Source organism: Formosa sp. S-31, assembly GCF_051172795.1.
Lineage (GTDB): Bacteria > Bacteroidota > Bacteroidia > Flavobacteriales > Flavobacteriaceae > Formosa.
This window is the reverse complement of sequence record NZ_JAENDK010000007.1, coordinates 83,930-106,720: the sequence shown is the minus strand read 5'-3', so window position 1 is coordinate 106,720 and position 22,791 is coordinate 83,930. Positions and strand designations below refer to the sequence as shown.

General features: G+C 35.0%; 21 protein-coding genes. 8 read left to right on the top strand and 13 right to left on the bottom strand.

Annotation, left to right across the window (positions count from 1 at the left end; translation table 11 throughout):
- Positions 1 to 24: 24 nt before the first annotated feature.
- The 4 genes from I3217_RS08760 to I3217_RS08745 all read right to left on the bottom strand — a co-directional run bounded on the left by I3217_RS08760 (position 25) and on the right by I3217_RS08745 (position 9,073).
- Positions 25 to 4,395 carry a choice-of-anchor L domain-containing protein gene (locus tag I3217_RS08760; RefSeq protein WP_435049383.1) on the bottom strand — a complete coding sequence of 1,457 codons (4,371 nt, stop codon included), beginning with the start codon at positions 4,393 to 4,395 and terminating at the stop codon, positions 25 to 27.
- 142 nt (positions 4,396 to 4,537) lie between these two features.
- Positions 4,538 to 7,303: a T9SS type B sorting domain-containing protein gene (locus I3217_RS08755; protein ID WP_435049382.1), complete on the bottom strand. Its 2,766-nt coding sequence runs from the start codon at positions 7,301 to 7,303 to the stop codon at positions 4,538 to 4,540.
- Positions 7,304 to 7,340: 37 nt separating this feature from the next.
- Complete coding sequence (locus I3217_RS08750) at positions 7,341 to 8,165, bottom strand: ABC transporter permease (protein ID WP_435049381.1); 825 nt, start codon at positions 8,163 to 8,165, stop codon at positions 7,341 to 7,343.
- An 11-nt stretch (positions 8,166 to 8,176) separates the two neighbouring features.
- Positions 8,177 to 9,073 (bottom strand): ABC transporter ATP-binding protein, encoded by an 897-nt coding sequence (locus I3217_RS08745; RefSeq protein ID WP_435049380.1) that lies wholly within the window; start codon positions 9,071 to 9,073, stop codon positions 8,177 to 8,179.
- A 96-nt stretch (positions 9,074 to 9,169) separates the two neighbouring features.
- On the opposite strand from I3217_RS08745, the gene I3217_RS08740 reads away from it, so the two are divergent.
- Positions 9,170 to 10,231 (top strand): hypothetical protein, encoded by a 1,062-nt coding sequence (locus tag I3217_RS08740; protein ID WP_435049547.1) that lies wholly within the window; start codon positions 9,170 to 9,172, stop codon positions 10,229 to 10,231.
- On the opposite strand, the gene I3217_RS08735 is transcribed toward I3217_RS08740, so the two are convergent.
- From I3217_RS08735 to I3217_RS08715, 5 genes are all read right to left on the bottom strand, one after another.
- Positions 10,228 to 10,749: an IS1096 element passenger TnpR family protein gene (locus I3217_RS08735; RefSeq protein ID WP_435049379.1), complete on the bottom strand. Its 522-nt coding sequence runs from the start codon at positions 10,747 to 10,749 to the stop codon at positions 10,228 to 10,230. The genes I3217_RS08740 and I3217_RS08735 overlap by 4 nt on opposite strands.
- Before the next feature lie 36 nt (positions 10,750 to 10,785).
- Entirely contained in the window at positions 10,786 to 11,802 is a 1,017-nt protein-coding gene (locus I3217_RS08730; protein WP_435049378.1) for a COX15/CtaA family protein, read from the bottom strand.
- Positions 11,803 to 11,820: 18 nt separating this feature from the next.
- A complete protein-coding gene (locus I3217_RS08725; RefSeq protein WP_435049377.1) occupies positions 11,821 to 13,239 on the bottom strand; it encodes a CCA tRNA nucleotidyltransferase in 1,419 nt (472 codons plus the stop codon).
- A 76-nt stretch (positions 13,240 to 13,315) separates the two neighbouring features.
- Positions 13,316 to 13,876 (bottom strand): L-threonylcarbamoyladenylate synthase, encoded by a 561-nt coding sequence (locus I3217_RS08720; RefSeq protein WP_435049376.1) that lies wholly within the window; start codon positions 13,874 to 13,876, stop codon positions 13,316 to 13,318.
- Complete coding sequence (locus I3217_RS08715; protein WP_435049375.1) at positions 13,876 to 14,790, bottom strand: polysaccharide pyruvyl transferase family protein; 915 nt, start codon at positions 14,788 to 14,790, stop codon at positions 13,876 to 13,878. Before I3217_RS08715 ends, I3217_RS08720 begins: the two co-directional genes overlap by 1 nt.
- A 193-nt stretch (positions 14,791 to 14,983) precedes the next feature.
- On the opposite strand from I3217_RS08715, the gene I3217_RS08710 reads away from it, so the two are divergent.
- Positions 14,984 to 15,742, top strand: a complete 759-nt coding sequence (locus tag I3217_RS08710) for a Kdo domain containing protein (protein ID WP_435049374.1) — start codon at positions 14,984 to 14,986, stop codon at positions 15,740 to 15,742.
- 137 nt (positions 15,743 to 15,879) lie between these two features.
- Here I3217_RS08710 and I3217_RS08705 read toward each other — a convergent pair whose 3' ends face one another.
- Complete coding sequence (locus I3217_RS08705) at positions 15,880 to 16,590, bottom strand: glycosyltransferase (protein WP_435049373.1); 711 nt, start codon at positions 16,588 to 16,590, stop codon at positions 15,880 to 15,882.
- 122 nt (positions 16,591 to 16,712) lie between these two features.
- Positions 16,713 to 17,471 (bottom strand): glycosyltransferase family 2 protein, encoded by a 759-nt coding sequence (locus I3217_RS08700; protein WP_435049372.1) that lies wholly within the window; start codon positions 17,469 to 17,471, stop codon positions 16,713 to 16,715.
- A 359-nt stretch (positions 17,472 to 17,830) separates the two neighbouring features.
- On the opposite strand from I3217_RS08700, the gene I3217_RS08695 reads away from it, so the two are divergent.
- The 3 genes from I3217_RS08695 (at position 17,831) to I3217_RS08685 (ending at position 19,408) form a co-directional block, all read left to right on the top strand.
- Positions 17,831 to 18,253, top strand: a complete 423-nt coding sequence (locus tag I3217_RS08695) for a glycosyltransferase (RefSeq protein ID WP_435049371.1) — start codon at positions 17,831 to 17,833, stop codon at positions 18,251 to 18,253.
- A 65-nt stretch (positions 18,254 to 18,318) separates the two neighbouring features.
- A complete protein-coding gene (locus tag I3217_RS08690; RefSeq protein WP_435049370.1) occupies positions 18,319 to 18,591 on the top strand; it encodes a galactosyltransferase-related protein in 273 nt (90 codons plus the stop codon).
- On the top strand, positions 18,569 to 19,408 hold the full coding sequence (locus I3217_RS08685; protein ID WP_435049369.1) for a glycosyltransferase family 2 protein: 840 nt from the start codon (positions 18,569 to 18,571) through the stop codon (positions 19,406 to 19,408). Before I3217_RS08690 ends, I3217_RS08685 begins: the two co-directional genes overlap by 23 nt.
- Here the strand turns inward: I3217_RS08685 and I3217_RS08680 are convergent.
- Together I3217_RS08680 and I3217_RS08675 are read right to left on the bottom strand one after the other, a co-directional pair.
- Entirely contained in the window at positions 19,405 to 20,229 is an 825-nt protein-coding gene (locus I3217_RS08680; RefSeq protein ID WP_435049368.1) for a glycosyltransferase family A protein, read from the bottom strand. The genes I3217_RS08685 and I3217_RS08680 overlap by 4 nt on opposite strands.
- A gap of 65 nt (positions 20,230 to 20,294) precedes the next feature.
- Positions 20,295 to 21,110, bottom strand: coding sequence for a 2,3,4,5-tetrahydropyridine-2,6-dicarboxylate N-succinyltransferase (locus I3217_RS08675; RefSeq protein ID WP_435049367.1), 816 nt, complete (start codon positions 21,108 to 21,110; stop codon positions 20,295 to 20,297).
- A 136-nt stretch (positions 21,111 to 21,246) separates the two neighbouring features.
- On the opposite strand from I3217_RS08675, the gene ruvX reads away from it, so the two are divergent.
- The 3 genes from ruvX (at position 21,247) to def (ending at position 22,767) form a co-directional block, all read left to right on the top strand.
- Positions 21,247 to 21,657: a Holliday junction resolvase RuvX gene (ruvX, locus tag I3217_RS08670; RefSeq protein ID WP_435049366.1), complete on the top strand. Its 411-nt coding sequence runs from the start codon at positions 21,247 to 21,249 to the stop codon at positions 21,655 to 21,657.
- Positions 21,658 to 21,777: 120 nt separating this feature from the next.
- Positions 21,778 to 22,062 (top strand): hypothetical protein, encoded by a 285-nt coding sequence (locus I3217_RS08665; protein WP_435049365.1) that lies wholly within the window; start codon positions 21,778 to 21,780, stop codon positions 22,060 to 22,062.
- A 114-nt stretch (positions 22,063 to 22,176) separates the two neighbouring features.
- On the top strand, positions 22,177 to 22,767 hold the full coding sequence (gene def, locus I3217_RS08660; RefSeq protein ID WP_435049364.1) for a peptide deformylase: 591 nt from the start codon (positions 22,177 to 22,179) through the stop codon (positions 22,765 to 22,767).
- Positions 22,768 to 22,791: the final 24 nt, after the last annotated feature.

Genomic DNA, 22,791 nt, shown 5'->3' with positions numbered 1-22,791 from the left:
AAACTGTAGAAGTAATTTTTAACCTTATCGTTTTAAGGAAAAATGCCCTTTAACCTGAAATTCTTCTCCGTTCTGAACGATGTCGGCTACATACCAGTAATCGTCTGTAGGCATTGGCCGACCGCGATAAAGACCATCCCAACCAGGAGCATCCGATTCTAAAGTAGTTAAAATTTTTCCAAAGCGGTCATAAATATATACCATTGTACCGGGCAGGTTTTCTATACCTATAATGTGCCAGGTATCGTGAAATCCATCGTGATTAGGTGTAAAGTATTTCGGGATATCTATTACCTGTACTAAAACTTCGCCTTCAGCACAACCGGCGATATCTTTTACGGTAATACTGTGCTGACCCAGAGCTACGTTCTCAAACTGATTTGAAGCTTGTGGTGTGCCGTTGTCAATACTATAAACGTAATCACCACTTCCTCCAGTTACAGAAACACTTACTGTGTTGTTCGATAAAAATGATGTCGCATTTGCTGTTACAGTTAAATCAGGACCATATGGAGTAGAATACGGAAATAGGGTTAAGGCTTTAATAAAGTAGCAGCCGGTTTCAATACTTTGTATGCGGGCAAACAAAGACACTCCATTTGCAATATAATTGTAAAAGGAATCTACTGGGTTAATATTATCAGATGGATCTGTATTGTTAGAAAAGTAGGTGATAGTGACGTCTTCCAAATTATAAACCAAACGGTTGTTAATAGAACTTAAATCAATAGTTCCCGAGCCATCTTCGCAGAATTGAAATTCACTTAAATCTTTGGTAGGAGGCGGAGGGATACTTATTAATTCAATAGGCTCAGCTTCAAAACATCCAGTGGCCGTATTTATAACCACGAGGTAAACTTCTGTCTGAGTGTTAGAGATTTTTAAATAGGCTTCAGGGTTATCAATATCTGTTGTAATACTGTCAGGAGCTCTTAAAATATGAGGTTCAGGAATATCGCTTAAAGATTCGAAGTATTTTACAATTAAATCGTCTGGTCTTACATCGTATATTTCGAAACTGGTTGCAGTTAAATCGAATACTACGTTATCTCCAGAATAGTCTGTAGCGCAGGCAGTAACAGGTGTAGCCTTAGAAATGTTTGGCATGAGGGCGGAATAGACTCCAAAAGATACTATTTCGTAACAATCTGTGTTGCCCTCGTTTTCAATTCTGGCATGTAATTCGAAAAGATCCTTGGAATTACTGTATAATAGCGGAAGTTGATTGATACGCATTTCAGCATTTTGTACAGTCTCGTAAAACGTAATATCCAGTGGACGTGAGTGACCAGAACTTATTTCGTCAATTTTTTCATTTAAATCTAAAATAACATCTATATTATTTACCTCGAGACAGACATAAAAGTCGGTTGGTTCAGAATATTCCGGATAACTATCTGTTGAAAGTGTTATGGTTTTAGAGATTTCGCAGGCTCTGTTATTTACGTTTGTTGCCAGACAAAAAATAGTTACAGGGCCGGAAGAAACATCAATTTTTTTAGTTCGGCTGTATGGCGCTTCTCCATTAATGTAAGCTTGCTCGCTGTCATAGAATTTAATGTCAATTTCCGAAGAAAAATTGGTAAGTAGTTTTGTTGGCGAAATATCGGCGATAAGAAAGGTGTTTAATCCGCATTCAAAAAAAGTGTCCTGATCGGAAAATTCTGGTTGTTTGTAAATTTCCACATTTATCTGGTCTATAAGGGCACAGGAGCTATTGTCTGCATTACTTACCCGGCTAAATAATGTTGCAGATGAAGTTTCAAAAGATTCTGGATTTGCAATAAAGTTGGAGTTCCCTTCTATGGCATCTGCCTGATTTAGATATAACATAATGATGACATCGGCCGGAGAGGAAATGGATTTTAGTTCGTCCATCACCATGTCCAGTGTAATGAGCTGAGTTGTTCCGGGAACACAGTACTGAAAGTTATTAGAAGTTAAATCTACAGTAGGGAGTGTATTAATTTCTATGTTAAAATCGATGTCGTCAAAACATACGCCCTCATTGGTTATATTGTCTTTAATATTTTGTGTAATTCTGGCCCAAAGTTGAATCTCGTTCAGAGATTTGTCGTAATCGAAATAGGGTTGGAGCTTGTTTGTGTTAAGGTCTCTGTCGGTTTCATTTAAATAGAATTGTATATCGTAGCCGTTTGCGTTATAATCAATTAAATCTGAAATTTCATTCAGGTCTATAGTTGGCGAGTTGCTACAGTGCTGCAAGTTTTCAGGAACGTAATAATCCATAGCATCAGCTTCATAAATATCAAACTTTCCTTCGGCAGGTGTTGGGCAGTTGTCTAAACTTAAAGACAGATAAATTGTTTGTCGCGTGGCATTATTTGGTATGGTATAATTATCTGTTTTAATAATTTCAATAGTTCGGGCAGCATCTTCATAAAAGGTAATTTTAATATCTTCTATGCCTTTAACGATGTCGTTAGCAATAATAAACAAGTCGAAAGTAGATCCACCACAGTTGGCATAATCTGTTAATTCCGATTCCAGAGTAAGTAAAATGTTTGGGTAAACATCAACCAGAACTATAGAAGGACAACTTCCGTTTTTAGGGATAATGCGTATGAAAATAATTTCCGGGTCACTGGTAAGATAATTTGTAGGGTCGGTAATTTCGTCGTTAGGATCTTGTGTTTGGGCTCCTGCTTCGGTGTAATAGTAGCTAATGTCAAAATCATTTGGATTTAACCCATTTAGAATATCATCGAGGGATTCAGTTAAATCGAAGTTTACATTGCCGGTAGTTATTTCACATCCTGCTACAACCGAATTGTTAGTTGTATTAAAATCAGGACTTGGGATTTCCGAAATCTTCAAGGTTGTTAAACTGATACAGCCAGTATTTTCATCTTCTACACGAACGTATAATGTGTCTTCCGGGTTTGTGTTCCTATATGAGTCGGTTATGGGTCTAATACCGAGTTCCGCTTGTTCTCTGGTATAATGATAGGTTACTTTTAAGTTTGAATCTCCGCTTATAAATTGATCGTCTAAACTATTAAGGCTAAACGTTACATCATCTTCGCAGCGGAAGGCTTCAATATCTGTATTAATATTGGGTTTGGTATTAACAACCAGATCGAATTTCACATAGGCTATACAGTCGAATTCTTTTCCGGATATGCGAGTGAAAATGGGCTTTGTATTTCCGGAGTTAACTGTAACCGATGTAGTGATGGGATTGCTGTTGCTTTCAGCGTCCTGCTGTGAATTGTGAAAAGATATATTATAGCCGCTATCCTGAATGGCTGTTTCAATCTGGTCTATTACATCCTGATTATAATTGGAGAGATCAAAAATTTCAGATCCATTGCCATCGTTATCGCATCGGGTAAAATCTAAATCAGAATCTATGAAAATAGCATCATTAAACTGAATTTTAATCTCATCTTCTATCGGGCAGGATAAACCATTTAAATTAATGTCTATTTCAACCTTATAAGTTCCGGTAGCATTCACTGCAAGTTTAGGACTGTTTGCTCCAGAAATTATTATACCATCTTTGTACCAGGTATAACTGGCATTAGGGTTACCTATATCTGCATCTAGAGTTTTGGGAATACAAGTTGTAAAATCTTCTCCAAGATTCACAGAAGCATTGAAACTATTTCCTTGTATAAACACTGCAGAATCGTAAAAACTATCGCCCTGGTCGGCGATAATTAATTTAATGTGATATTTGGTATTTGGCTTAATACTTGCAGTTGCCGTTAATACTTTCGTTCTACCATTAAAATTGGTGTCGCCTAAATTTAAACCATCAAAATAATCGATATTAGAGGGAGGACATTGACCTGGATAACCACCCTGTACCGTACTTGTGTTGACAGCTGTACCATTAGGTAATACGGCAATGTTTTTATAACTACCACCGATTTCCTTAATTAAAAAAGCAAATCCATCTGCATGCGTACAAGGAAAGGGGGTGCCGTATTCTTCTGAGGCTAAAATGTAATTAAACTCTAAGGTATTTGTGATTGATTCAAAATCAAATTCGATTGTGGTGGCATTAAGCGTATTGTTGGTTCCTGTAACCGCAGATAAATCGGGGTCGGTTCCCCAACTTGGATTGCCTTCATCTAAATTGGTCTCAATTTCGGGGCTACCTATGGAATTTACATTACCAGTGGTGAGTACCAGACCATTTTCGAATGGGAATCCAGAATTATTTTGTTCAAAATAACCATAACTCGACAATCCGATGACACTACCGTTATAAGGTGAGTTTATATTGGAAATTTCTACACAGCCATTAATTAAATTATTTTCAATAATATCTTGTAAACCAATGGAATTGTTTATGGAAACTTGTTGTGAAAATACAGATTTACCCATCAATAAAAATAGACATACAATGTAAAAATGTATTTTCATAAACAACTAAAGTTCAGTTTGTTTCTTTAAATGTACTCGAAGTAGGTTGGGTGGTGAATTTATGAATTACAAATATATGGTTTTTAGGTAAATCACCTTATAATAACGCCAAAATACCTATAAGATTGTTGTACGTAATAACTTAGCGTTTTAAGGTAAAGTGCGATGTGTAATTCCTTCCGTCTGTTAAGGTTGCAGAAAACCAATAATCGTCCTGTGGTAAAGGTATGCCTTTAAAGGTGCCATCCCAGCTGACATCGTTTGCCGTCATTTCTTTTATTAGCTTACCAAAGCGGTCAAAAATATAGACTTTAGAGTTGGTCATGAAGGTTTCGCTGGCGCCTTCTATTTTGAAAGTATCGTTGTAGCCGTCTGCATTCGGACTGAAATATTTAGTAAAGCCTACGACGTATACCGTTTGTTCTGCAGTACCACAATTATTTTTTATGTCTCTAACTGCTAAAGTGTAAATTCCCGGATGGAGATGCGTGAAAACAGAATTGTTTTGAAATTCGCGATATATGGATTTATCAATAGTTTCTTTTTCACCGTAGTATAACGCGTATTCATAAGAGCCTTTTCCGGTAACAGTACAGGAAATGGTGTTGGTAGCAGAAACATCATTAACCGCAATATTGTCGAGTATTGCCGGACCAGATTCTTCAACTACAAAGGTTTTTAATTCAACACAATTACTTGTATTATCCCTAACAGCTATTTGATATTGTCCGATAGTATCTGTTGTAAAGTAATATTGCGTGGCGTTGGAAATTTCTATTCCGTTTTTAAACCATTTATATGAGTATCCTGTAGTAGGTGCAGATAAATTTGAAATATTTAATGTGATTTCTGAATTGGTACAGAAATAAAGTGTTTCGGTTTGGTTGCTGGCATCGACAGCATTTAAAATAAATGAATCATCAGAGTAACAACCTGTTTTATTATTTGTTGCTCTTACATAAATCCTTTGTGCTTGAGTTGAATTTTCAAATTGAGAAAGTGTTGATATTGGACTGGTAGAAGGATTGTCCTCAGGGTCTTGTTCGTAAAACGTGAGGTCTCCCTCCGAAGAAACTATGCCTTTATTTAAATTAAAAATACTTAAACCATCGTTAAAAGGGAAGCTAACGTCGCAGGAATTAATGTCTTGTGTCGCTAATTTGGGGCTGGGTATGAGTGAAATGTTGAAATCTGTAAGGTCAAAACAATTCGGATTGTCAATATTTTCTATTCTTGCATAAATGGTTTGGATAGCAGATTCGGTTTGGAATGTTTCCGGGCTTGCAATTACCTCAATATTGGAGAGGGCATTTAATTCACTTGTAAAATATTTAATTCTGAATTGATTTGGGTTTTGAGTGTCTAAAATCTGGGCGTTTTGTAAAGTTAGATCTATAACTTCTGTATTGTCGTTATTTGTATCGCAAATGTCTGTTAAGTCAGAAGGTGCATTAGCCACTGGAATTTTCGATAATGAGACATGGGCTTCGCCTTCCAGATTATCACAAATAGTGCCGCTTTGTGGAGAAATGAGAACCTTATATAAACCGGGAGTACTAACAGTCATAGTCCATGGAGTAGAAGCATTAGTGAGAGGAACTCCATTTAAAGTCCACGAATAGGTCGCGTTGGCAATGCTATCTGCTTTTAAAATGTATTCTTCTCCTTCACAAATAGAAAGCTGATTTGTAGGAACGCCATCGCTGGCATGTATAATGTCAATTTTCTGATTAAAAAAAGATTGTATAAAAGGCGGCAGGCCCTGTGTAGAGCGTTTTCCTTGCAGGTCTATAGCTTTGTGTTTGTAATTTGCAGCCGTTCCTTTAGCGTTCGGGTTTTCTATAACGCCCAGATACGGTAACCCCTGATCGTAAGTCGCAGATAAAGCGCGGTATATTTTACCATCCGGACCAAGTTGTAATGCTCCTCGGTAAAGGTTCTGATTATCAAGAATTATTTGAGAATTTGAAATGTCTTCAGCTTCTAAATCATATTGCACCAAAACAGAATTATGACTGGAAGCTAAATCTGCATTATTACCATTATTATCGTTAGAGGCATGAATATACAGAAAACGGTTGTTGGGCGAGAAGGCTACGCCATAGGGGTTGTTACTGTTATAATCCTTTATACTAAGAGATTTTTGATTAGAAACCTTTCCTGTATCTGCATCAAAATCGAATAGAAATAAACCTCTTCTCATGTTTGCACAAGCGAGTTTTGTGCCGTCAGGGGAAAATTTTAAAGCTCCTCTGGAGTCATCTATACTGGCGTTAATAGTAGAGGTTACGGGTGTGGTATTTAATTCTGTATCGGAAATTTCATAAGCATAAAATGTGTTAAGCGGAGTATTATTGTTTATCCCAGCAGCAGTAGAAAGTGTAATCACCCAGATAGATTTTGTCTGGCAATCTTTTACCACAGCACTAACTTTCTCTGAACTATGAGAAAGAAGATTTTGATTTTTTAGGGTTACAGATCCTAAACCGCTTTCAAGAGATAAGTCGACCACAGAGTAATTGAAGCCGTAATTGGGGTCGTCTTGGTGTATTTGGGTGTCTACAGTAAATACATAAAAAATATCCGTAGAATTCGGAGAAGGTACAACTAAAGCCGACTGAGTACTTGAAACGTCTCCATATAAACCCGTCCCATTTTGCATAACGGTGTGGTGCTTGGTGAAAATGGTACTGCCATCGGTATAAAACAAAAGGTTGCCATCTTTATCAGAAATGGAAGAAGCTCCTTCTTTGGTCGTTAATTTTCCATTTGTATGCGCTGAAACTTTTCCGCTGTTGGAGTCGAAATGAATACCTGCATAATCGCCAAAATACCAGTTAGCAGCTTCATATTGACCGTAGGATAAACTGTAAATTAAACATACAATCGCTATTAAAGTATATTTCATGAATATTTGAGAACTAGGCTATTAGTTCTTAAATATATCATAAATCTCTATTTTTTAATAATTTGTAAGATAGAAATACAAAAATAGCGGTCCAAAGTAGCACAATAAAAACATCTGTGGCGTGTACTGCATAATCGTACATCATATCTGTTTTTTCCGGGAATTTGGTAATCATAACTCTTTGAAACGGCTGCTTAATTAAATTGTACATGGATTTTAAAGGAAAGAAGCTTTGAATTTTCTCCGCTATCTCCATGTTTAACTGCCAGGTCATTAAGCCAAAAGCAATCCATTCTGCAATAAATAAAACAAAAAGTGCTCCAAGTGCAAAAGCAGACCGTTTTACCAGCATAGCCAAAAATAAACAGAGACTAAAGAAGCCCACAAGCTTTACAAAATAGGCTAGTAAAAAGCTGGTTTCTCTAAAAATAATCGATAATTCAGTATAACTGGAATAATATAACCCGATAAAAAATGTGGCTAAACCAATTAACGCCGTTGCAATTAATGAGAAGAAAACAATGGTGTAAAATTTAGAGAGTATAAATTCCTTTTTGCTTAAGCCGTCTATTAAATTTTGCTTTATGGTTTTGTTGCTATATTCATTTCCTATCATGCTCACTACTACTATTGCAAAGAAAAATTTGAACTGAGAAGCAAAAAACGTGGTAATATGCCAGATTATAGGAAAATTAAATATGCCTAATTCACCCAGTTCTAAGGTGAAAAGACCGAAGAAGTTAATTTTTATAGAGGATAAAATAAGTACAGTAAACGGTAAAATAAAAGAAATAAAAATCAATATTTTACTGGCCCTGTTAAGTAGAAGTTTCTGAAGTTCTAAATTTAAAAGTCGTAACATATTGGTTTTTCTTAATTATTATCGGTTAGTTGTAAAAATTGCTCTTCTAGACTTTGTTTGCGTTTAACCAGATGGGATAAAACGATTCCTTTTTGAAACATGAGCGCATTGAATTCCGATGCCTCCATAGGTTCATTTAAAAACACTCGAATGACATCTTGTTCTTCAGAAATACTTCCAAATTTCGGATTGTCTTTCAAACTCTCAATAAGCTCCGAAGTGTTATTTGATTTTAATTCTAAAAACCCGTGACTTGAAATCATTTCGTCAACACGTCCCGAATAGAGATTAACACCTTTTCGCAACACAACAACATGCGAGCAGACTTTTTCAACTTCATCCAGCAAATGAGATGCTAATAGAATAGTGGTGCCTGTTTTAGCAATTTGCTTTATAATTTCACGAATCTGATGGATACCCTGAGGATCCAAACCGTTTGTTGGTTCGTCTAAAATTAAAATTTCCGGATCGTTTAGAAGGGCAGAAGCAATAGCTAATCGTTGTTTCATCCCTAAAGAATAAGTTTCGAACTTGCTGTTTTTACGTTCCTGTAAACCAACGATCGTAAGTTTTTCATCTATTTTACTAAATTCAATACCTTTAATTTTACATACCAGCTTAAGGTTTTGCTCTGCTGTCATGTAGGGATAAAAATTTGGACGCTCTATAATGGCTCCGACTTTTTTTAAAGCTTCATGAGTACTAAGAGTGCCATCGAACCAGTTAAAACTTCCGGAAGTTTTATTCACGACATTTAAAACAATGCCCAGTGTAGTAGATTTTCCACTGCCATTAGGTCCCAGAATACCATATACATTGCCTTTGTTTATAGTAAATGATAGGTTGTTTACGGCGGTTAATGGACCAAATTTTTTAGTGAGATTGTTAATGGTTAAAATAGATTCCAAAATTGGATGAGTTTTAGTTATGCAAGTATGACGACTCGGCATCAAATTTGTTACAAGCTAAGAAATAAAAGCTTAAATTTGAGTAATATTTTGGCTATGGATGATTTAAAGATTTCAAAAAAGAAACCCGCTTACCCAATAACCCCGAGATTAAATAAGTATTTATCTGAATATAACAGGAACTTTAAGTTACCTATTTTTTATGAAGATTTACTGCGCTTTCAAGGTTCTATCGTGGTGTATGATAAAGATGATGAAGATACGCTTTGGTTGCGTGTGTATTACAGTGAGTTTGAACGCGAAGAAATAGATTTGTGTTTAAAACGCGTCTATTCCAATCTGGTATCCGATGGTAATGAAAACATATTTCAGTATTTGAGTGTAGACCATATTGACTTTTGTACTTTCGGAAATTCCAAGCCTTTTCGAATAAAAGTCAGAAATACGCTGAACGATAACTATACACATTTTTATGTTAAAAAAGCCGACTCTTCCCGTATTTACGGATTGGAGCTGGAACATATGTTATCGCCCAACAGCCTTAACTTTTTGGTGTATAAGGATACTTTAATCGAGGAACATATTGCAGGAATCCCAGGGGACGAGTTTATAAAGAATATGCTTCCTTTTTGTTTGCCTTCAGAAAAATCTCAGATAGCTAAGGAGTTTGTTAAGTTTAACGAACGTTGTATGATTCGGCTATTGGGAGATATGAGATCTTACAATTACGTAGTGGTGCCAACCCATGATTTCGATCATGTGGTGTATAAAATCAGGGCAATAGATTTCGATCAGCAATCTTACGAAGGGAAATTTAATATTTACAGACCTCAGTTTTTTAAGGAAAACAATACTATGGTTAATCTTGTAAGGGATAAAATTACCAAAGCCTCCATTGATCAGTATAAGGTAGAGGAACGCTCCATTATAGCGAAGAGGGCTATAAGTTACCAAAAGCGACTTACTAAATTAATTCATTGTATGAAATACGACACTATTTCTACACCTGAAAATATTGAGCAACTCGCTTTAGATATCTATAATTATACTCACGATATGCATATAAAGCATAGTACGAGTATGGGGGAAATTTTAAAGTACGCTTTAGATTTTGTTAAGCGTAATTACGAAGATGTTAATATGAAGAGTTTTTCTTAATTCCAGTTTTCGTCAAAGCCCATCTGGTCGTAATCATCAAAATCCAGTTCGTCGTCACCAAAATCGTTGAATTCATCAAATTCGTCTTCAGCTTCAAATGATTTTTCCGGTGCCTGTTCTGGAATTTGACCGTGAACAAACATAAGGTTGGGGTAGTCCACACCTTCAATTTCGTCTACAATCTCGGCAAGTTCCACGAAAAATGTCCACATGCTAAAGAAATCGTAAACGTAAATTAATTTGGTCTGGTTTTCATCTAGAATACTGTCTAATGTAGTTTCGTTCATTAGTCTTACATCGTCCAGACCGTCACTTAAATCAAACAGAGAAAATTCTTCACCTTGATTCCATTGGTCGTCACTCATGTAAAATGAAGCCATTTCAGCACCATCAAACCCAAAAGACTGGGTAATTACATTGTGTAAATCTTCTAAAGTATCGGTGTTTCGGATTTCTAAATCGCGGAAAACATCGTCTTCGGTATCGTTGTCTAGGATAACTCTAAATCTGTAAATCATGCTGAAATTTTAAAGCGCAAATATACTATTTTATACTTATTTGCTAAAGCGGTGCAGGGTAAATGTCATGGTGCTTAACAGGAAAAAAGCGCCTACCTGATGTAGTACGCCCAACCAGATAGGGACGTAAAACAATAAGGTTAAAACTCCAAGTAAAAACTGAACTCCAACCAGGACGACAAGTAAATTAACACCTTGTTTTTGTTGACTCGTAAGTGTAGTTTTTCTTGCTTTATACCAAAGCATCACAATTAAAAATACTACGACATAAGCGAATGTGCGATGTATAAATTGTATGCCGCTAGGGTTCTCTATCCAGTTTTTATAAAACGGTTCCACAATGTAGGCCGACTCGTGTATAAATTTGCCTTCGTTCATTAAAGGCCAGTGGTTATGCACTAAACCGGCTTTTAGTCCTGCAACAAAGGCACCGTAAATGATTTGAACTATTAAAGCAATATAAGCTACGATAGTAATATTTCGAAATTTAATGTTTGCCGGTTTGTGTTCGGGGTAAATTAAATCCAGTGCCACCCATAGTGTGGCTGCAAAAGTTAAAAATGCTGTTGTAAGGTGCGCAGCCAATCTAAAATGGCTTACATCGGGCATGTCTACCAATCCGCTTTTTACCATGTACCAGCCCAAAAATCCTTGAAAAGCACCTAAGCCCATAAGGATAATACTCTTTTTTATTGTGGATTTGGTGAGTTGTTTGGTCACTAAAAAATACACAAACGGGAAGAAGAATACCAGACCGATAACTCTACCTATCAGGCGGTGTAACCATTCCCAGAAGTAAATGCTCTTAAAATCCTCTAACGTGAAATGTGAATTGTAATGTTTAAACTCAGGATGTTGCTGATAAAGCTTAAAAGCTTCCTGCCATTCTGCTTCTCCTATGGGCGGAATGGTTCCGGTAATTAATTTATAGTTGGAAATTGAAAGTCCGGAGTCTGTAAGTCGTGTAATACCACCAACAATTACCATGATAAAAATTAAAAAACAACCCGTTAATAACCAGTAAATAACCTTCTTATTGTCTTTTGTTTTCATAGCTTTAATAGTGGGGGATTAGGAAACAACTTGTAAACCAAGACGTTTTCCTTCTTTTAACATAAGTTCGAATGCGGCCTCATATTCGTTTGGTATATCACCTTCCAGAATAGCCTCTTTAATACTGTCTTTTATAATACCGATTTCTCTGGATGGCTTTAAGTTGAAAGTTTGCATAATTTCTTCGCCTGTAATAGGAGGTTGGAAATTACGCACATGGTCGCGTTCTTCAACTTCAACAATTTTATCTCTTACAATCTTAAAATTGTTGTGGTATTTCTTGAATTTCTTCGGGTTTTTAGTTGTAATGTCGGCTTCACAAAGCGTCATTAAATCTTCTACGGCATCTCCTGCATCGAAAATTAAACGTCTTACAGCCGAATCGGTAACTATGTCCTGAGCTAAAACTATAGGGCGTGAACTCATAAGCACCATTTTCTGAACAAATTTCATTTTGTCATTTAATGGCATTTTTAATCGTTTAAATAAGCGATATGTCATTTTTGAACCTTCAAACTCGTGACCGTGGAATGTCCAACCTACTTTTTTATTGAATTTTTTGGTAGGTGCTTTTCCTATATCGTGTAATAAAGCAGCCCATCTTAACCATAAATTATCGGTGTGCTCTGCAATGTTATCTACCACTTCCAGGGTGTGGTAAAAATTGTCTTTATGGCGCTGACCTTCAACTTCATCAATCCCTTTTAATGCGGTTAGTTCGGGTAAAATATATTTTAAAAGCCCGGTTTGTTCCAAAAGTAAAAAGCCAATAGATGGCGTTGTGCTCTCTAAAATTTTGTTTAATTCTACGACTATGCGCTCCTTGGTAATTATTTTTATACGATCGTTATTACGTGTAATAGCCTTTAACGATTCGTCTTCAATTTTAAAATTAAGCTGTGTGGCAAAGCGAATGGCACGCATCATTCGTAGCGGATCATCACTGTAAGTAATATCCGGATTTAAAGGCGTTCGAATGATTGCATTATCCAGATCTGCTAAACCGTTAAATGGATCGAGCACAACTCCAAAACGGTCTTCATTTAAATCTAAAGCAAGCGCATTTATGGTGAAATCGCGACGGTTCTGGTCATCTTCCAAAGTGCCGTCTTCCACAATAGGGTTTCGGCTATCTTCCTGATAAGACTCTTTTCTGGCTCCAACAAATTCTATTTCGATGTCGTTATAGCGTAACATTGCAGTACCATAGGTTTTAAATACCTGAACTTTAGGTTTTGTAGGTAAGTTGTTTGCCACCTGCTTAGCAAGTTCTATACCACTGCCTATGGCTACTATATCTATATCTTTTGCTGTACCGCGTTCTAAAATATAATCGCGAACAAAGCCTCCAATAACATAGCTGTCTAACTGAAGTTCTTTAGCCGATTGCGAAATGATTTTAAATACAGGGTTTTGTAATGCTGCTTTGTAATTCATTGATGAAATTCCAATACTCAAAATTCAAAATCCAAGAGGTTTGTGTCTTAAGATTCTGTATCTGAAATTTGAGATGTTACTCTCGTATAACTTTTACAATACCATCGTTACTTAATTTAATAATAGACGATGGTTTACCGTTCTTTTTTTCGTGGTGCAAATTTACGACATAGTCTACACCTTTTAAAATCTCTGGTGCTATTTCTTTAAAGGATTTAGGCGTAGGTTGTCCGCTTATATTTGCTGAGGTAGAGACTATAGCGCCATTAAAACGACGCATTAACTGAAAGCAGAAATCATCGTTAGGGATACGGATGGCAATAGTGTTGTCTTCGGCAATTAGATTTTGCGCCAGATTTTGAGGTTCGTCGTATATTATAGTTATAGGGTCTTCCGAAATATCGAGAATACTATAAGCTGCATCTGGAATTTTTTTGATGTATTTTTTTAGCATTCTGTCGTCGGCAACCAGACAAATAAGAGCTTTACTGTCTTCGCGTTGTTTTAACTCGAAAACTTTTTTAACGGCTTCCGGGTTACTTGCATCGCAACCAATTCCCCAAACCGTATCGGTGGGATATAATATAAGTCCGCCTTGTTTTAAAACGTTTAAAGCGTTGGTAACTTCCTTTTGCATTACAGATTTAAATAATTAAAAACAGTTTCTGCAAATTTAAGATTAATCTCTCTACATTCTTCTAATAATCCGGTATACGATTGTGTATTTTTTAATTGGGTATCGAAATCATTAAATGAAGAGAAAACAGGTTGGTATTTAAAATCGTAAAAATTGGATGAATTAGGAATAGCAATTACTTTTTTACCAAGCAACATAGACCAGTACATAGCGTGATAACTGTCTGTAACTATAGTTTCCGATTTACCGATAAAGGAAATCATATCGTCTAAATTAGTGGTGTTAGAAGTAGAAGGGTATTCTTTAAGTTTTTTTAAAAGCGTTTTGTCTTTAATCGTTTTTTTGTGGAAAATAATTCCGGTTTCCTGAGAAACCGAATATGGCGTGTCAAAAATAGGATGTAAACAACTCACACAAGGTACCCAGGTGTTTTTTGTACTGAAATCTCTAACGCCAACCATTCCAAATTTATCGGTGGCAATATTATAAGAATTTACTTTGCCGAATCTGCTTTGGTCTTTTTCATTATGACCAACGCCCCAAAGTACTGTTTTCTTTCCTTTTGCCGATAAGTTTTCGAATACTTTTAATTGTTGGGCAAAGCTACCGCGGTTCAATAGACCACCTCCACCAATAATAAGACTGTTATTTGAAACTGAATTGATAAAATTATCAGAAACAGATTGGTCGGTGCTTTTGTAGTCAAAAATATCCAGAGATTTTCCTTTCAATTCATCGAAATATAAATGTGGAGCACAAAAAAAATCACCTACATTGTTTTCATCTATTCGATGAATATTTATTACATCTTCATTTTTTTGTTCAGTATTGTAAATCGTGGAAATGACTTTCTTTTTCTGTTTAGATCTTTGAAAAGAAGTTAAGTTCCGTTTTATAAATTTTGAAATACTCATGGGATATTTCTTTTAAATTTTAAGTTAGTATATAGTCTTATTTTGAAAACTGGCAGGGCCTTATAATTTCAAAGTTTCAGTAATGCAAAGGTACTGTCGTTTATTGAGTATTTAGCATATTTATAAATAAACATGTTTCAGGTTGTTTTAAAATTTCCTGTAAACATTACTTAAAATAACGTAATTTCGCCACATGACAAAGACATTTCAAGAGGCGTATAAAGACTATCAAAAAGAGATAGATCAGTTTATCAGTCAGTTTTCAAATTCTGGAGAAGTGTTTGGTAACCAACCCCGAAATACTATTAAATTATTTCCGTTAAACGGCAAGCAAATAAATATTAAGTCGTTTAAAGTGCCTAATCTGGTTAATCAAATAGCATATAAATTCTTTAGAAAAAGTAAAGCGCAGCGCTCTTTCGAATATGCAAATGTCTTAAAGAATCGTGGTATTGGAACACCAGAACCTATTGCGTATTACGAGTCTTCAAATCCGTTGTTGTTTAAACATAGTTTTTATGTTAGTGAACATCTGGATGTTGATTTGACTTACAGGGAGCTCAGTCATAATTTAAATTATCCCGATCATGAAAATATTCTCCGAGGTTTTACAAGATTTACTTACAGGTTACACCAGGAACAAATTCATTTTTTAGATCATTCACCAGGTAATACTTTGATTAAAAAGGTAGGAGAAGGTTACGAGTATTTTCTGGTAGATTTAAATAGAATGGAGTTTGGACCTATGGATTTTGACAAGCGAATGAGAAATTTTGAGCGTTTAACCAAACAGGAATCTATGGTGAAAACTATGAGTGATGAGTATGCTAAGTGTTCTGGGGAAGATCCAAAGAAAGTTTTTGATGCTATGTGGACATATACTCAGGAGTTTCAGGAAAAATTTCAGCGCAAAAAGCGATTGAAAAAGAAATTGAAATTCTGGAAGAAGTAAAAGAGCGTATCAGTTGTAAAAGCCTAAGTTTTTTTTCAGGGTTTTAAAATGAAAATTCCATTTTGAATTCCAGTAATTTAAAATGCTTGTAAAGCGCCATGCCGCTTCGGGCTGCAGATTGGTGTTTAATTGATGTTTTATTGTTCGGGACAACTCAAATTTTTTAAAAACTGGTTAATATTTACCAATCCATAACCTACAAATTCATTGACTTTATTTTCGCTGTGAATAACAGAGCACCACATTGGCTCGTCTTTTATTTGTAAAATAGAAGCTTCCCGTTTCCAGTCGGCATGATTCATACTCCAAATAGTTTTTGGGGAATTATTCTTTTCAATTAAACTTAAAAACGGATTAAACTGATGTAGACGCTTTCCTATACGCATATCTGTTGAAGTTTGCATAGTGTAGCCATTTATATAATCCAGAGCCATGAAATCCTGGTGTTTAAATTTGGCTTGTATGCTGTTTATATAATGTTTAGATATACAGTCGTCGTTATCTAAACGCGAAGTAATAATATAATCGGATTTGCAGTTTTGCACCTGTTTTTTGATTTCAGGTAAAAAGGCAGACATGCCATCAATAAACAGCGGTTTAAAGTTTGGGAGTTGAGACTCAATTTCAGAGATTAGGACTTTAAACTCCGGTGTTGTACTCTTGTCGAAAAATACCAGCCACGTAAAATTTGTATTAGTCTGGCTCGCTACACTCGGTACACAAAAATTGGTAAATAACTTAAACCTGTTACGATGCCATTCATCGGTAAGCACTTCAACTCTGTTCTTATTGGTTTTCCAATCTTCTTTTCTTAGGTTAAAGCGTGTAATTAAAAAATGAGAGAACATGCTGTTTTTAATATTTTAAGTCACCGGTGTGGTAAAAATATCAAAACTTCAATGTAAGAAGATTACTTAGTAGGTGTTAAATTAAAATTAAATAAATGTCTGGTATCAGTTTCTGATAGCATTTAAATTCTTCCTTTGCGTAGCAGCCAAAGCTTTACATATCGCATAAAAATAACATAGCCTTGTATATAACCTATAGTCAGGCCTACCATACCATCTCTGAAACCGCCTTGAATAACGTAGTGTTTAAAGAAACCCCAGAAAGGTTTTAAAACCAGGTGGTATGGGGTGAGTTTTCCGGTTTTTTTATCGTAATCTTTCGCTTGCCACCAGGCATAACGATTCATTTTTTCTAAATAGTGATCGAAAGATGTATAGGTGTTATGGTAAAACTTGTTTTGTAACTGGCCAACCTGTCCGTTAACTTTAATTTCGGCATGTACGTGTTTATCTTCATATGTGCAGAAATCCCTTTTAAAAAGGCGGATTACTTTATCGTTATGCCATCCGCTAAAGCGCACATGCTCCCCCATAAAGTGATTTTTTCGACCTATCCAATAGGCGACCGTATTATCTTCAGGTGGATTTTTAAGAATGTTTATAATTTCAGCCTTAAGCTCCGGAGTTACGCGTTCGTCAGCATCAACCAATAAAATCCATTGGTGTTTGGCTTGAGGAATGGCCCAGTTTTTTTGTGATGCAGAATATTGATATTCCCGTCTAATTACCTTAGTGGCCAATTTACAGGCCTTGTCGTAAGTGCCGTCGGTACTGTAACTGTCGGCCACCAGAATTTCATCGGCAAAATCGACAGATTTTATAACGGCTTCAATGTTATGAATTTCGTTTCCGGCGGGTATTAGGGCTGTTAGTTTTTCCATATTTCAGGCAAAACTAAATAGAATTGTAAAATAATCGAGGTTTTAAATGAAAATAAAATGCTTTAGCTAACAATAAATGTAATGGTAATAAGAAACCACTTCAGAAATACTTCCCTTTGTTTAAAGGAACTAAAAAAAAATATTATTAGATACATAGAGATAAACTTAAAATAATGTTATTTTTTTCTTTTAGGGCAGAGTTTTTAAATAAGTTTATACCATTAAATGTAGGTTTATAACTGATATCTGCTCAGATGGGTATTGTTAAATTTCATAACAAGAAGTTGAGAATTGAAAATGGAAAGACCAGAGATTTCGATAATAATAAGTACGTATAATTCTGAAGCCTGGCTGGCTGGGTGCTTTGGAGTTATGAGGCTCAGGCCTTTAAAGCGTTTGAAATTGTTATTGCAGACGATGGCTCAAAACAACCTACTTTTGACGTATTAGAACGTTTACGTAAAGATTTGAGTTACACGATAATTCACGTCTGGCAGGAGGATCAGGGATTTCAGAAATCTCAAATTCTAAATAAAGCCATTTTAAAAATGGCTTCAGATTATCTTATTTTTACCGATGGTGATTGTATTCCACGAAATGATTTTGTAGAAACGCATTTGAAATTACGTAAGCCTAAAACTTTTTTATCTGGTGGTTATTTTAAACTTCCGCAACAGATTTCAAATGCAATTTCAAAGGAAGATATTGAAAAATATAATTGTTTTCATTTAAATTGGCTTTTGGAACGCGGACTTAAAAAATATTTAAAACGAATAAGTTAACAGCCTCTGAACGAAAAGCCTAGCTTCTAAATACGTTTACACCAACGAAAGCGACCTTCGAAGGAATGAATGTTTCAGGAAGGAAACAGGATGTACTTAATGTTAATGGTTTTGATGAGCGTATGCTGTATAGAGGGGAAGACAGAGAGATTGGCGAACGCTTAATGAATTGTGGAATTAAATTTAAACAGATACGATATAGTGCCATTTGTGTACATTTGCATCACGATAGACCCTATAAAAATGACGAAGCGATAAAGCTTAATCAAGCGATTCGTAAAGCGACTAAAACAAATAAATACAAGATAACTAAGTTTGGAATCAAAAAATATAAATAGTAAACCTGAAATTTCAATAATCATTAGTACTTACAACTCTGAAGCATGGTTAGAAAAAGTGCTATGGAGTTATGAAGCACAAAGGTTTAAAGGTTTTGAAATTGTTATAGCCGATGATGGTTCGAAACAACCAACCTTCGATTTAATCGAGCGAATGCAAAAGAAAGTGCTTTATCCAATTATACATGTCTGGCATGAGGATAATGGCTTTCAAAAATCTCAAATATTAAACAAGGCCATTGTAAAATGTAATGCCGATTATATTTTAATGAGCGATGGTGATTGTCTTGCCAGAGAAGATTATGTTCAGGTACATATCGACAATAAAGAACAAGGGTATTTTCTTTCAGGTGGGTATTTTATGTTGCCATTGTCAATTTCTGAAGCTATAACAAAAGAAGATATTCTGTCTCAGGATTGCTTTAAGTTATCATGGTTAAAATCTCAAGGATTAAAATCATCATTCAAAAATAATAAGTTAACAACTTCTGGAATAAAGGAGAAATTATTGAATAAACTAACCCCAACCAATGCCAGTTGGAATGGGCATAATGCTTCAGGTTGGAAGTCTGATATTTTGGCGGTTAATGGTTTTGATGAACGTATGCAGTATGGTGGTCAGGATCGTGAATTAGGTGAACGTTTATTCAATTTAGGTATAAAATCAAAACAAATACGATACAGTGCTATTTGTTTGCATTTAGACCATCCACGAGGGTATAAAAATCAGGAATCTATCAATAAAAATTTAGCCATTCGATCTACCACAAAAAGCGAAAAAAGAAAATGGACAGATTTTGGGATATTGAAGCCTTAATTTTCAAACTTAAAATTAAAGTATTTTATTATTTGTTCCCATTGAACGCGTTTGTAATCTAGTTTGTTATTTACACTTTTTAAAGATATTTTTTGTGATCCAATAATAGGAACAGGTTCGGGAGCAACTTTTTCAGGAGTTATACTTAATGTGTTATTTAATAGTGCGGTAGTTTTAAACCATAAATCATCGCTTTTAGGAGATAATTTGTTTATTAATTCTACATCATTAAACCTTTTGTCTAATACATTTGGAGGATATAAAACTAAAAAAGCCCCAACAGGCATTAATAATTTTTCGCCAGGAGTTGTTTTTTCTATAAATGGCCATTGTAAATATGGTAGTGGTTTGCCATTATTATCAAAACTCATTTTTCTGCAACGGTTACCAATTATAACTTCTGGATTTTTAAGGTGTTCATGGTATAATTGGTGTAAACTGTTTGGGTGATAAATTAAATCATCATCACAAGTAATAATTATTTTATCAGGAAAGTTTTCAATACTATGAATTAATTTTCTATGTGAAAATGTATATGGAGAAAATTTAATTTCAAAAGTGCTTCCAATTAGTTTTTCTAATTGTGGTGGAATATTGTTTATGAAGCTATTATTAAGCCAAAGAATAATTTTTTCAGGTAATACATTTTGATTTAGTAAACTCCTAATTGTAATATGAAGAGTTTTTATTCTAGAAGGAATTGTTGTAAGAGATACAAATACAGGGATTCTTTCTTTGGTACCTTCATTAAATGCTTTTACTGGTTTTAAAGTAAGTTTAATACTTTTAAATATCGAAGAGGGAATTTCTGTAAGCTTCATAGTTTGAATTAAATTGACTACCTTGATAAAAATACTCAAGGTAGTCAATATTTATATTTTTTTATTTAAACGGCAACATCGTTATCACGAAGTGCGTCATTTAATGAAGTTTTCTTATCTGTACTTTCTTTACGCTTTCCAATGATTAAAGCACAAGGTACCTGATATTCTCCAGCAGCGAATTTTTTAGTGTAGCTTCCAGGAATTACAACTGAACGAGCAGGAACACGACCTTTCATTTCAACAGGGGCGTCACCAGTAACGTCTATAATTTTAGTACTCATAGTTAATACTACATTAGCACCTAATACCGCTTCTTTTTCAACGTGTACACCTTCTACAACGATACAACGAGATCCAACAAATACGTTATCTTCAATAATTACAGGAGCAGCTTGTAACGGTTCTAATACGCCACCAATACCAACGCCACCAGATAAGTGAACGTTTTTACCAATTTGTGCACAGCTTCCAACAGTAGCCCAGGTGTCTACCATAGTACCTTCATCAACATAAGCACCAATATTTACATAGCTAGGCATTAAAATAGTTCCTGCAGAAATGTAAGCACCATGACGTGCTACTGCATGAGGAACAACACGAATACCTTTTTCTGCGTATCCGGTTTTTAATGGAATTTTATCGTGGAATTCTAACGGACCACATTCTATGGTTTCCATTTTTTGAATAGGGAAGTATAAGACTACGGCTTTTTTTACCCATTCGTTTACCTGCCAGCCATTTTCGGTTGGTTCTGCAACGCGTAATTCTCCGGCATCTAAAAGAGAAATTACTTTTCTAATAGTTTCAATAGTGTTATTTTCAGATAACAACGCTCTGTTTTCCCAGGCTTGCTCTATAATAGATTGTAATTCTTTCATTGTAAATTTTAAATTTTTGGCAAAGATACTTTTATAATTTATCTCCTTAAAACGGTTTCCATAAAAAATACTTAAATCTTTATTTATAGAATCTATTACAATAGTTAATAGTAACTTTGCAAAATAAAATTCTACTATGGCACGTATACTGGCAATAGATTTTGGTAAAGTAAGAACAGGGCTAGCAGTAACCGATGAGTTGCAGATTATCGCTTCGGGGTTAACTACGGTACCAACCAAAGAACTGATACCGTTTTTAAAAGATTATATCGCAAAAGAAAAGGTAGAATGCTTTGTAGTTGGCGAGCCAAAGCAGATGGATGCTACAGCGTCTGAAAGTGAGGCTTTAATAATTCCGTTTTTAAAAACACTTTCTGATACTTTTCCAGACCTGCCTGTACATAGGGTAGATGAGCGTTTTACTTCTAAAATGGCCTTTCAGACCATGATAGATAGTGGTTTAAAAAAGAAGCAGCGAAAAAACAAAGCATTAGTCGATGAAATTAGTGCAACCCTGATTTTACAAAGTTTTTTGTACTCGAAATAGGGGTAGAAATATAACTTTTTCTTTCAATTTTAACCCTTTATCGAAAAATAAATAAGGTTGACCTAAAAATTTTACCATTACCAATACAGCAGATTATATTTGATGTAAAATAGAACTAAGGTGATGAAAATTAATGTGTTAATGTTGTTTTTTGTTTTTGCAGCATTCGGATGTACTAAAGGCAATGCTCAGGAAGAGAAAAACATTAAAAATGATTTAAAACGATCAGAAGTTTCAGTTAAACAAGTTTGTACCGCAGAGAAACAAGAAGTTTTATTAATAAATGCAAACCCTACAGATGCAGTAGTGAGCAAAAAAAGAGAACAGATTAATTATAAAGTTAATTCTAAAATTAAGTGTACTGTAGACTTGTTTACAATTATAAATGACAAAGTAACCTGCTAAAAATATTTTTCCTTAACCAAAATTAAAACTCCTTTTCGAAGGAGTTTTTTTTATTATAGGCATTTCGGCATAAGAATTGTACTTTTGCATTTCAAAAATTTACAACTTACAAAAATGATTTTACCAATTATAGCCTATGGCGATCCTGTATTAAAAAAAGTAGGTCAGGAAATCGATACAAATTATCCGAAATTAGACGAGCTTTTAGATAATATGTTCGAGACAATGTATAATGCGTATGGGGTAGGATTGGCCGCACCACAGATTGGTTTAGCGATTCGCTTGTTTGTTATTGATGCATCTCCGTTTGCCGAAGATGAAGATTTAAGTGCAGAAGAACAGGCGGAATTAAAGGACTTTAAAAAAGTATTTATAAATGCTAAAATTGTAGAAGAGACTGGCGATGAGTGGGGCTTTAACGAAGGTTGTTTAAGTATTCCGGATGTGCGCGAAGACGTGTTTAGAAAACCAACAATAACCATAGAGTATCAGGACGAAAATTTTGAAACTCATGTAGAAACTTACGACGGATTAATAGCGCGTGTTATCCAGCATGAATACGATCATATAGAAGGGATTTTATTTACAGAAAAACTGTCGTCACTTAAAAAACGATTAATAAAAGGACGCTTGGATAACATCTCTAAAGGGAAGATTAAAGTAGACTACAAAATGCGTTTTCCTAACCAAAAAAAGAGACGATAATATTTGTTTAACACTGGCAAACAT

Excerpts from the sequence above, each read along its gene's own strand:
- I3217_RS08715 (WP_435049375.1), bottom strand. The coding sequence starts at position 14,790 with ATGAGTATTTCAAAATTTATAAAACGGAACTTAACTTCTTTTCAAAGA.
- def (WP_435049364.1), top strand. The coding sequence starts at position 22,177 with ATGATTTTACCAATTATAGCCTATGGCGATCCTGTATTAAAAAAAGTA.
- I3217_RS08720 (WP_435049376.1), bottom strand. The coding sequence starts at position 13,876 with ATGCAAAAGGAAGTTACCAACGCTTTAAACGTTTTAAAACAAGGCGGA.
- ruvX (WP_435049366.1), top strand. The coding sequence starts at position 21,247 with ATGGCACGTATACTGGCAATAGATTTTGGTAAAGTAAGAACAGGGCTA.
- I3217_RS08725 (WP_435049377.1), bottom strand. The coding sequence starts at position 13,239 with ATGAATTACAAAGCAGCATTACAAAACCCTGTATTTAAAATCATTTCG.
- I3217_RS08705 (WP_435049373.1), bottom strand. The coding sequence starts at position 16,590 with ATGTTCTCTCATTTTTTAATTACACGCTTTAACCTAAGAAAAGAAGAT.
- I3217_RS08680 (WP_435049368.1), bottom strand. The coding sequence starts at position 20,229 with ATGAAGCTTACAGAAATTCCCTCTTCGATATTTAAAAGTATTAAACTT.
- I3217_RS08710 (WP_435049374.1), top strand. The coding sequence starts at position 14,984 with ATGACAAAGACATTTCAAGAGGCGTATAAAGACTATCAAAAAGAGATA.
- I3217_RS08700 (WP_435049372.1), bottom strand. The coding sequence starts at position 17,471 with ATGGAAAAACTAACAGCCCTAATACCCGCCGGAAACGAAATTCATAAC.
- I3217_RS08690 (WP_435049370.1), top strand. The coding sequence starts at position 18,319 with ATGAATGTTTCAGGAAGGAAACAGGATGTACTTAATGTTAATGGTTTT.
- I3217_RS08755 (WP_435049382.1), bottom strand. The coding sequence starts at position 7,303 with ATGAAATATACTTTAATAGCGATTGTATGTTTAATTTACAGTTTATCC.
- I3217_RS08750 (WP_435049381.1), bottom strand. The coding sequence starts at position 8,165 with ATGTTACGACTTTTAAATTTAGAACTTCAGAAACTTCTACTTAACAGG.
- I3217_RS08760 (WP_435049383.1), bottom strand. The coding sequence starts at position 4,395 with ATGAAAATACATTTTTACATTGTATGTCTATTTTTATTGATGGGTAAA.
- I3217_RS08675 (WP_435049367.1), bottom strand. The coding sequence starts at position 21,110 with ATGAAAGAATTACAATCTATTATAGAGCAAGCCTGGGAAAACAGAGCG.
- I3217_RS08730 (WP_435049378.1), bottom strand. The coding sequence starts at position 11,802 with ATGAAAACAAAAGACAATAAGAAGGTTATTTACTGGTTATTAACGGGT.
- I3217_RS08735 (WP_435049379.1), bottom strand. The coding sequence starts at position 10,749 with ATGATTTACAGATTTAGAGTTATCCTAGACAACGATACCGAAGACGAT.
- I3217_RS08740 (WP_435049547.1), top strand. The coding sequence starts at position 9,170 with ATGGATGATTTAAAGATTTCAAAAAAGAAACCCGCTTACCCAATAACC.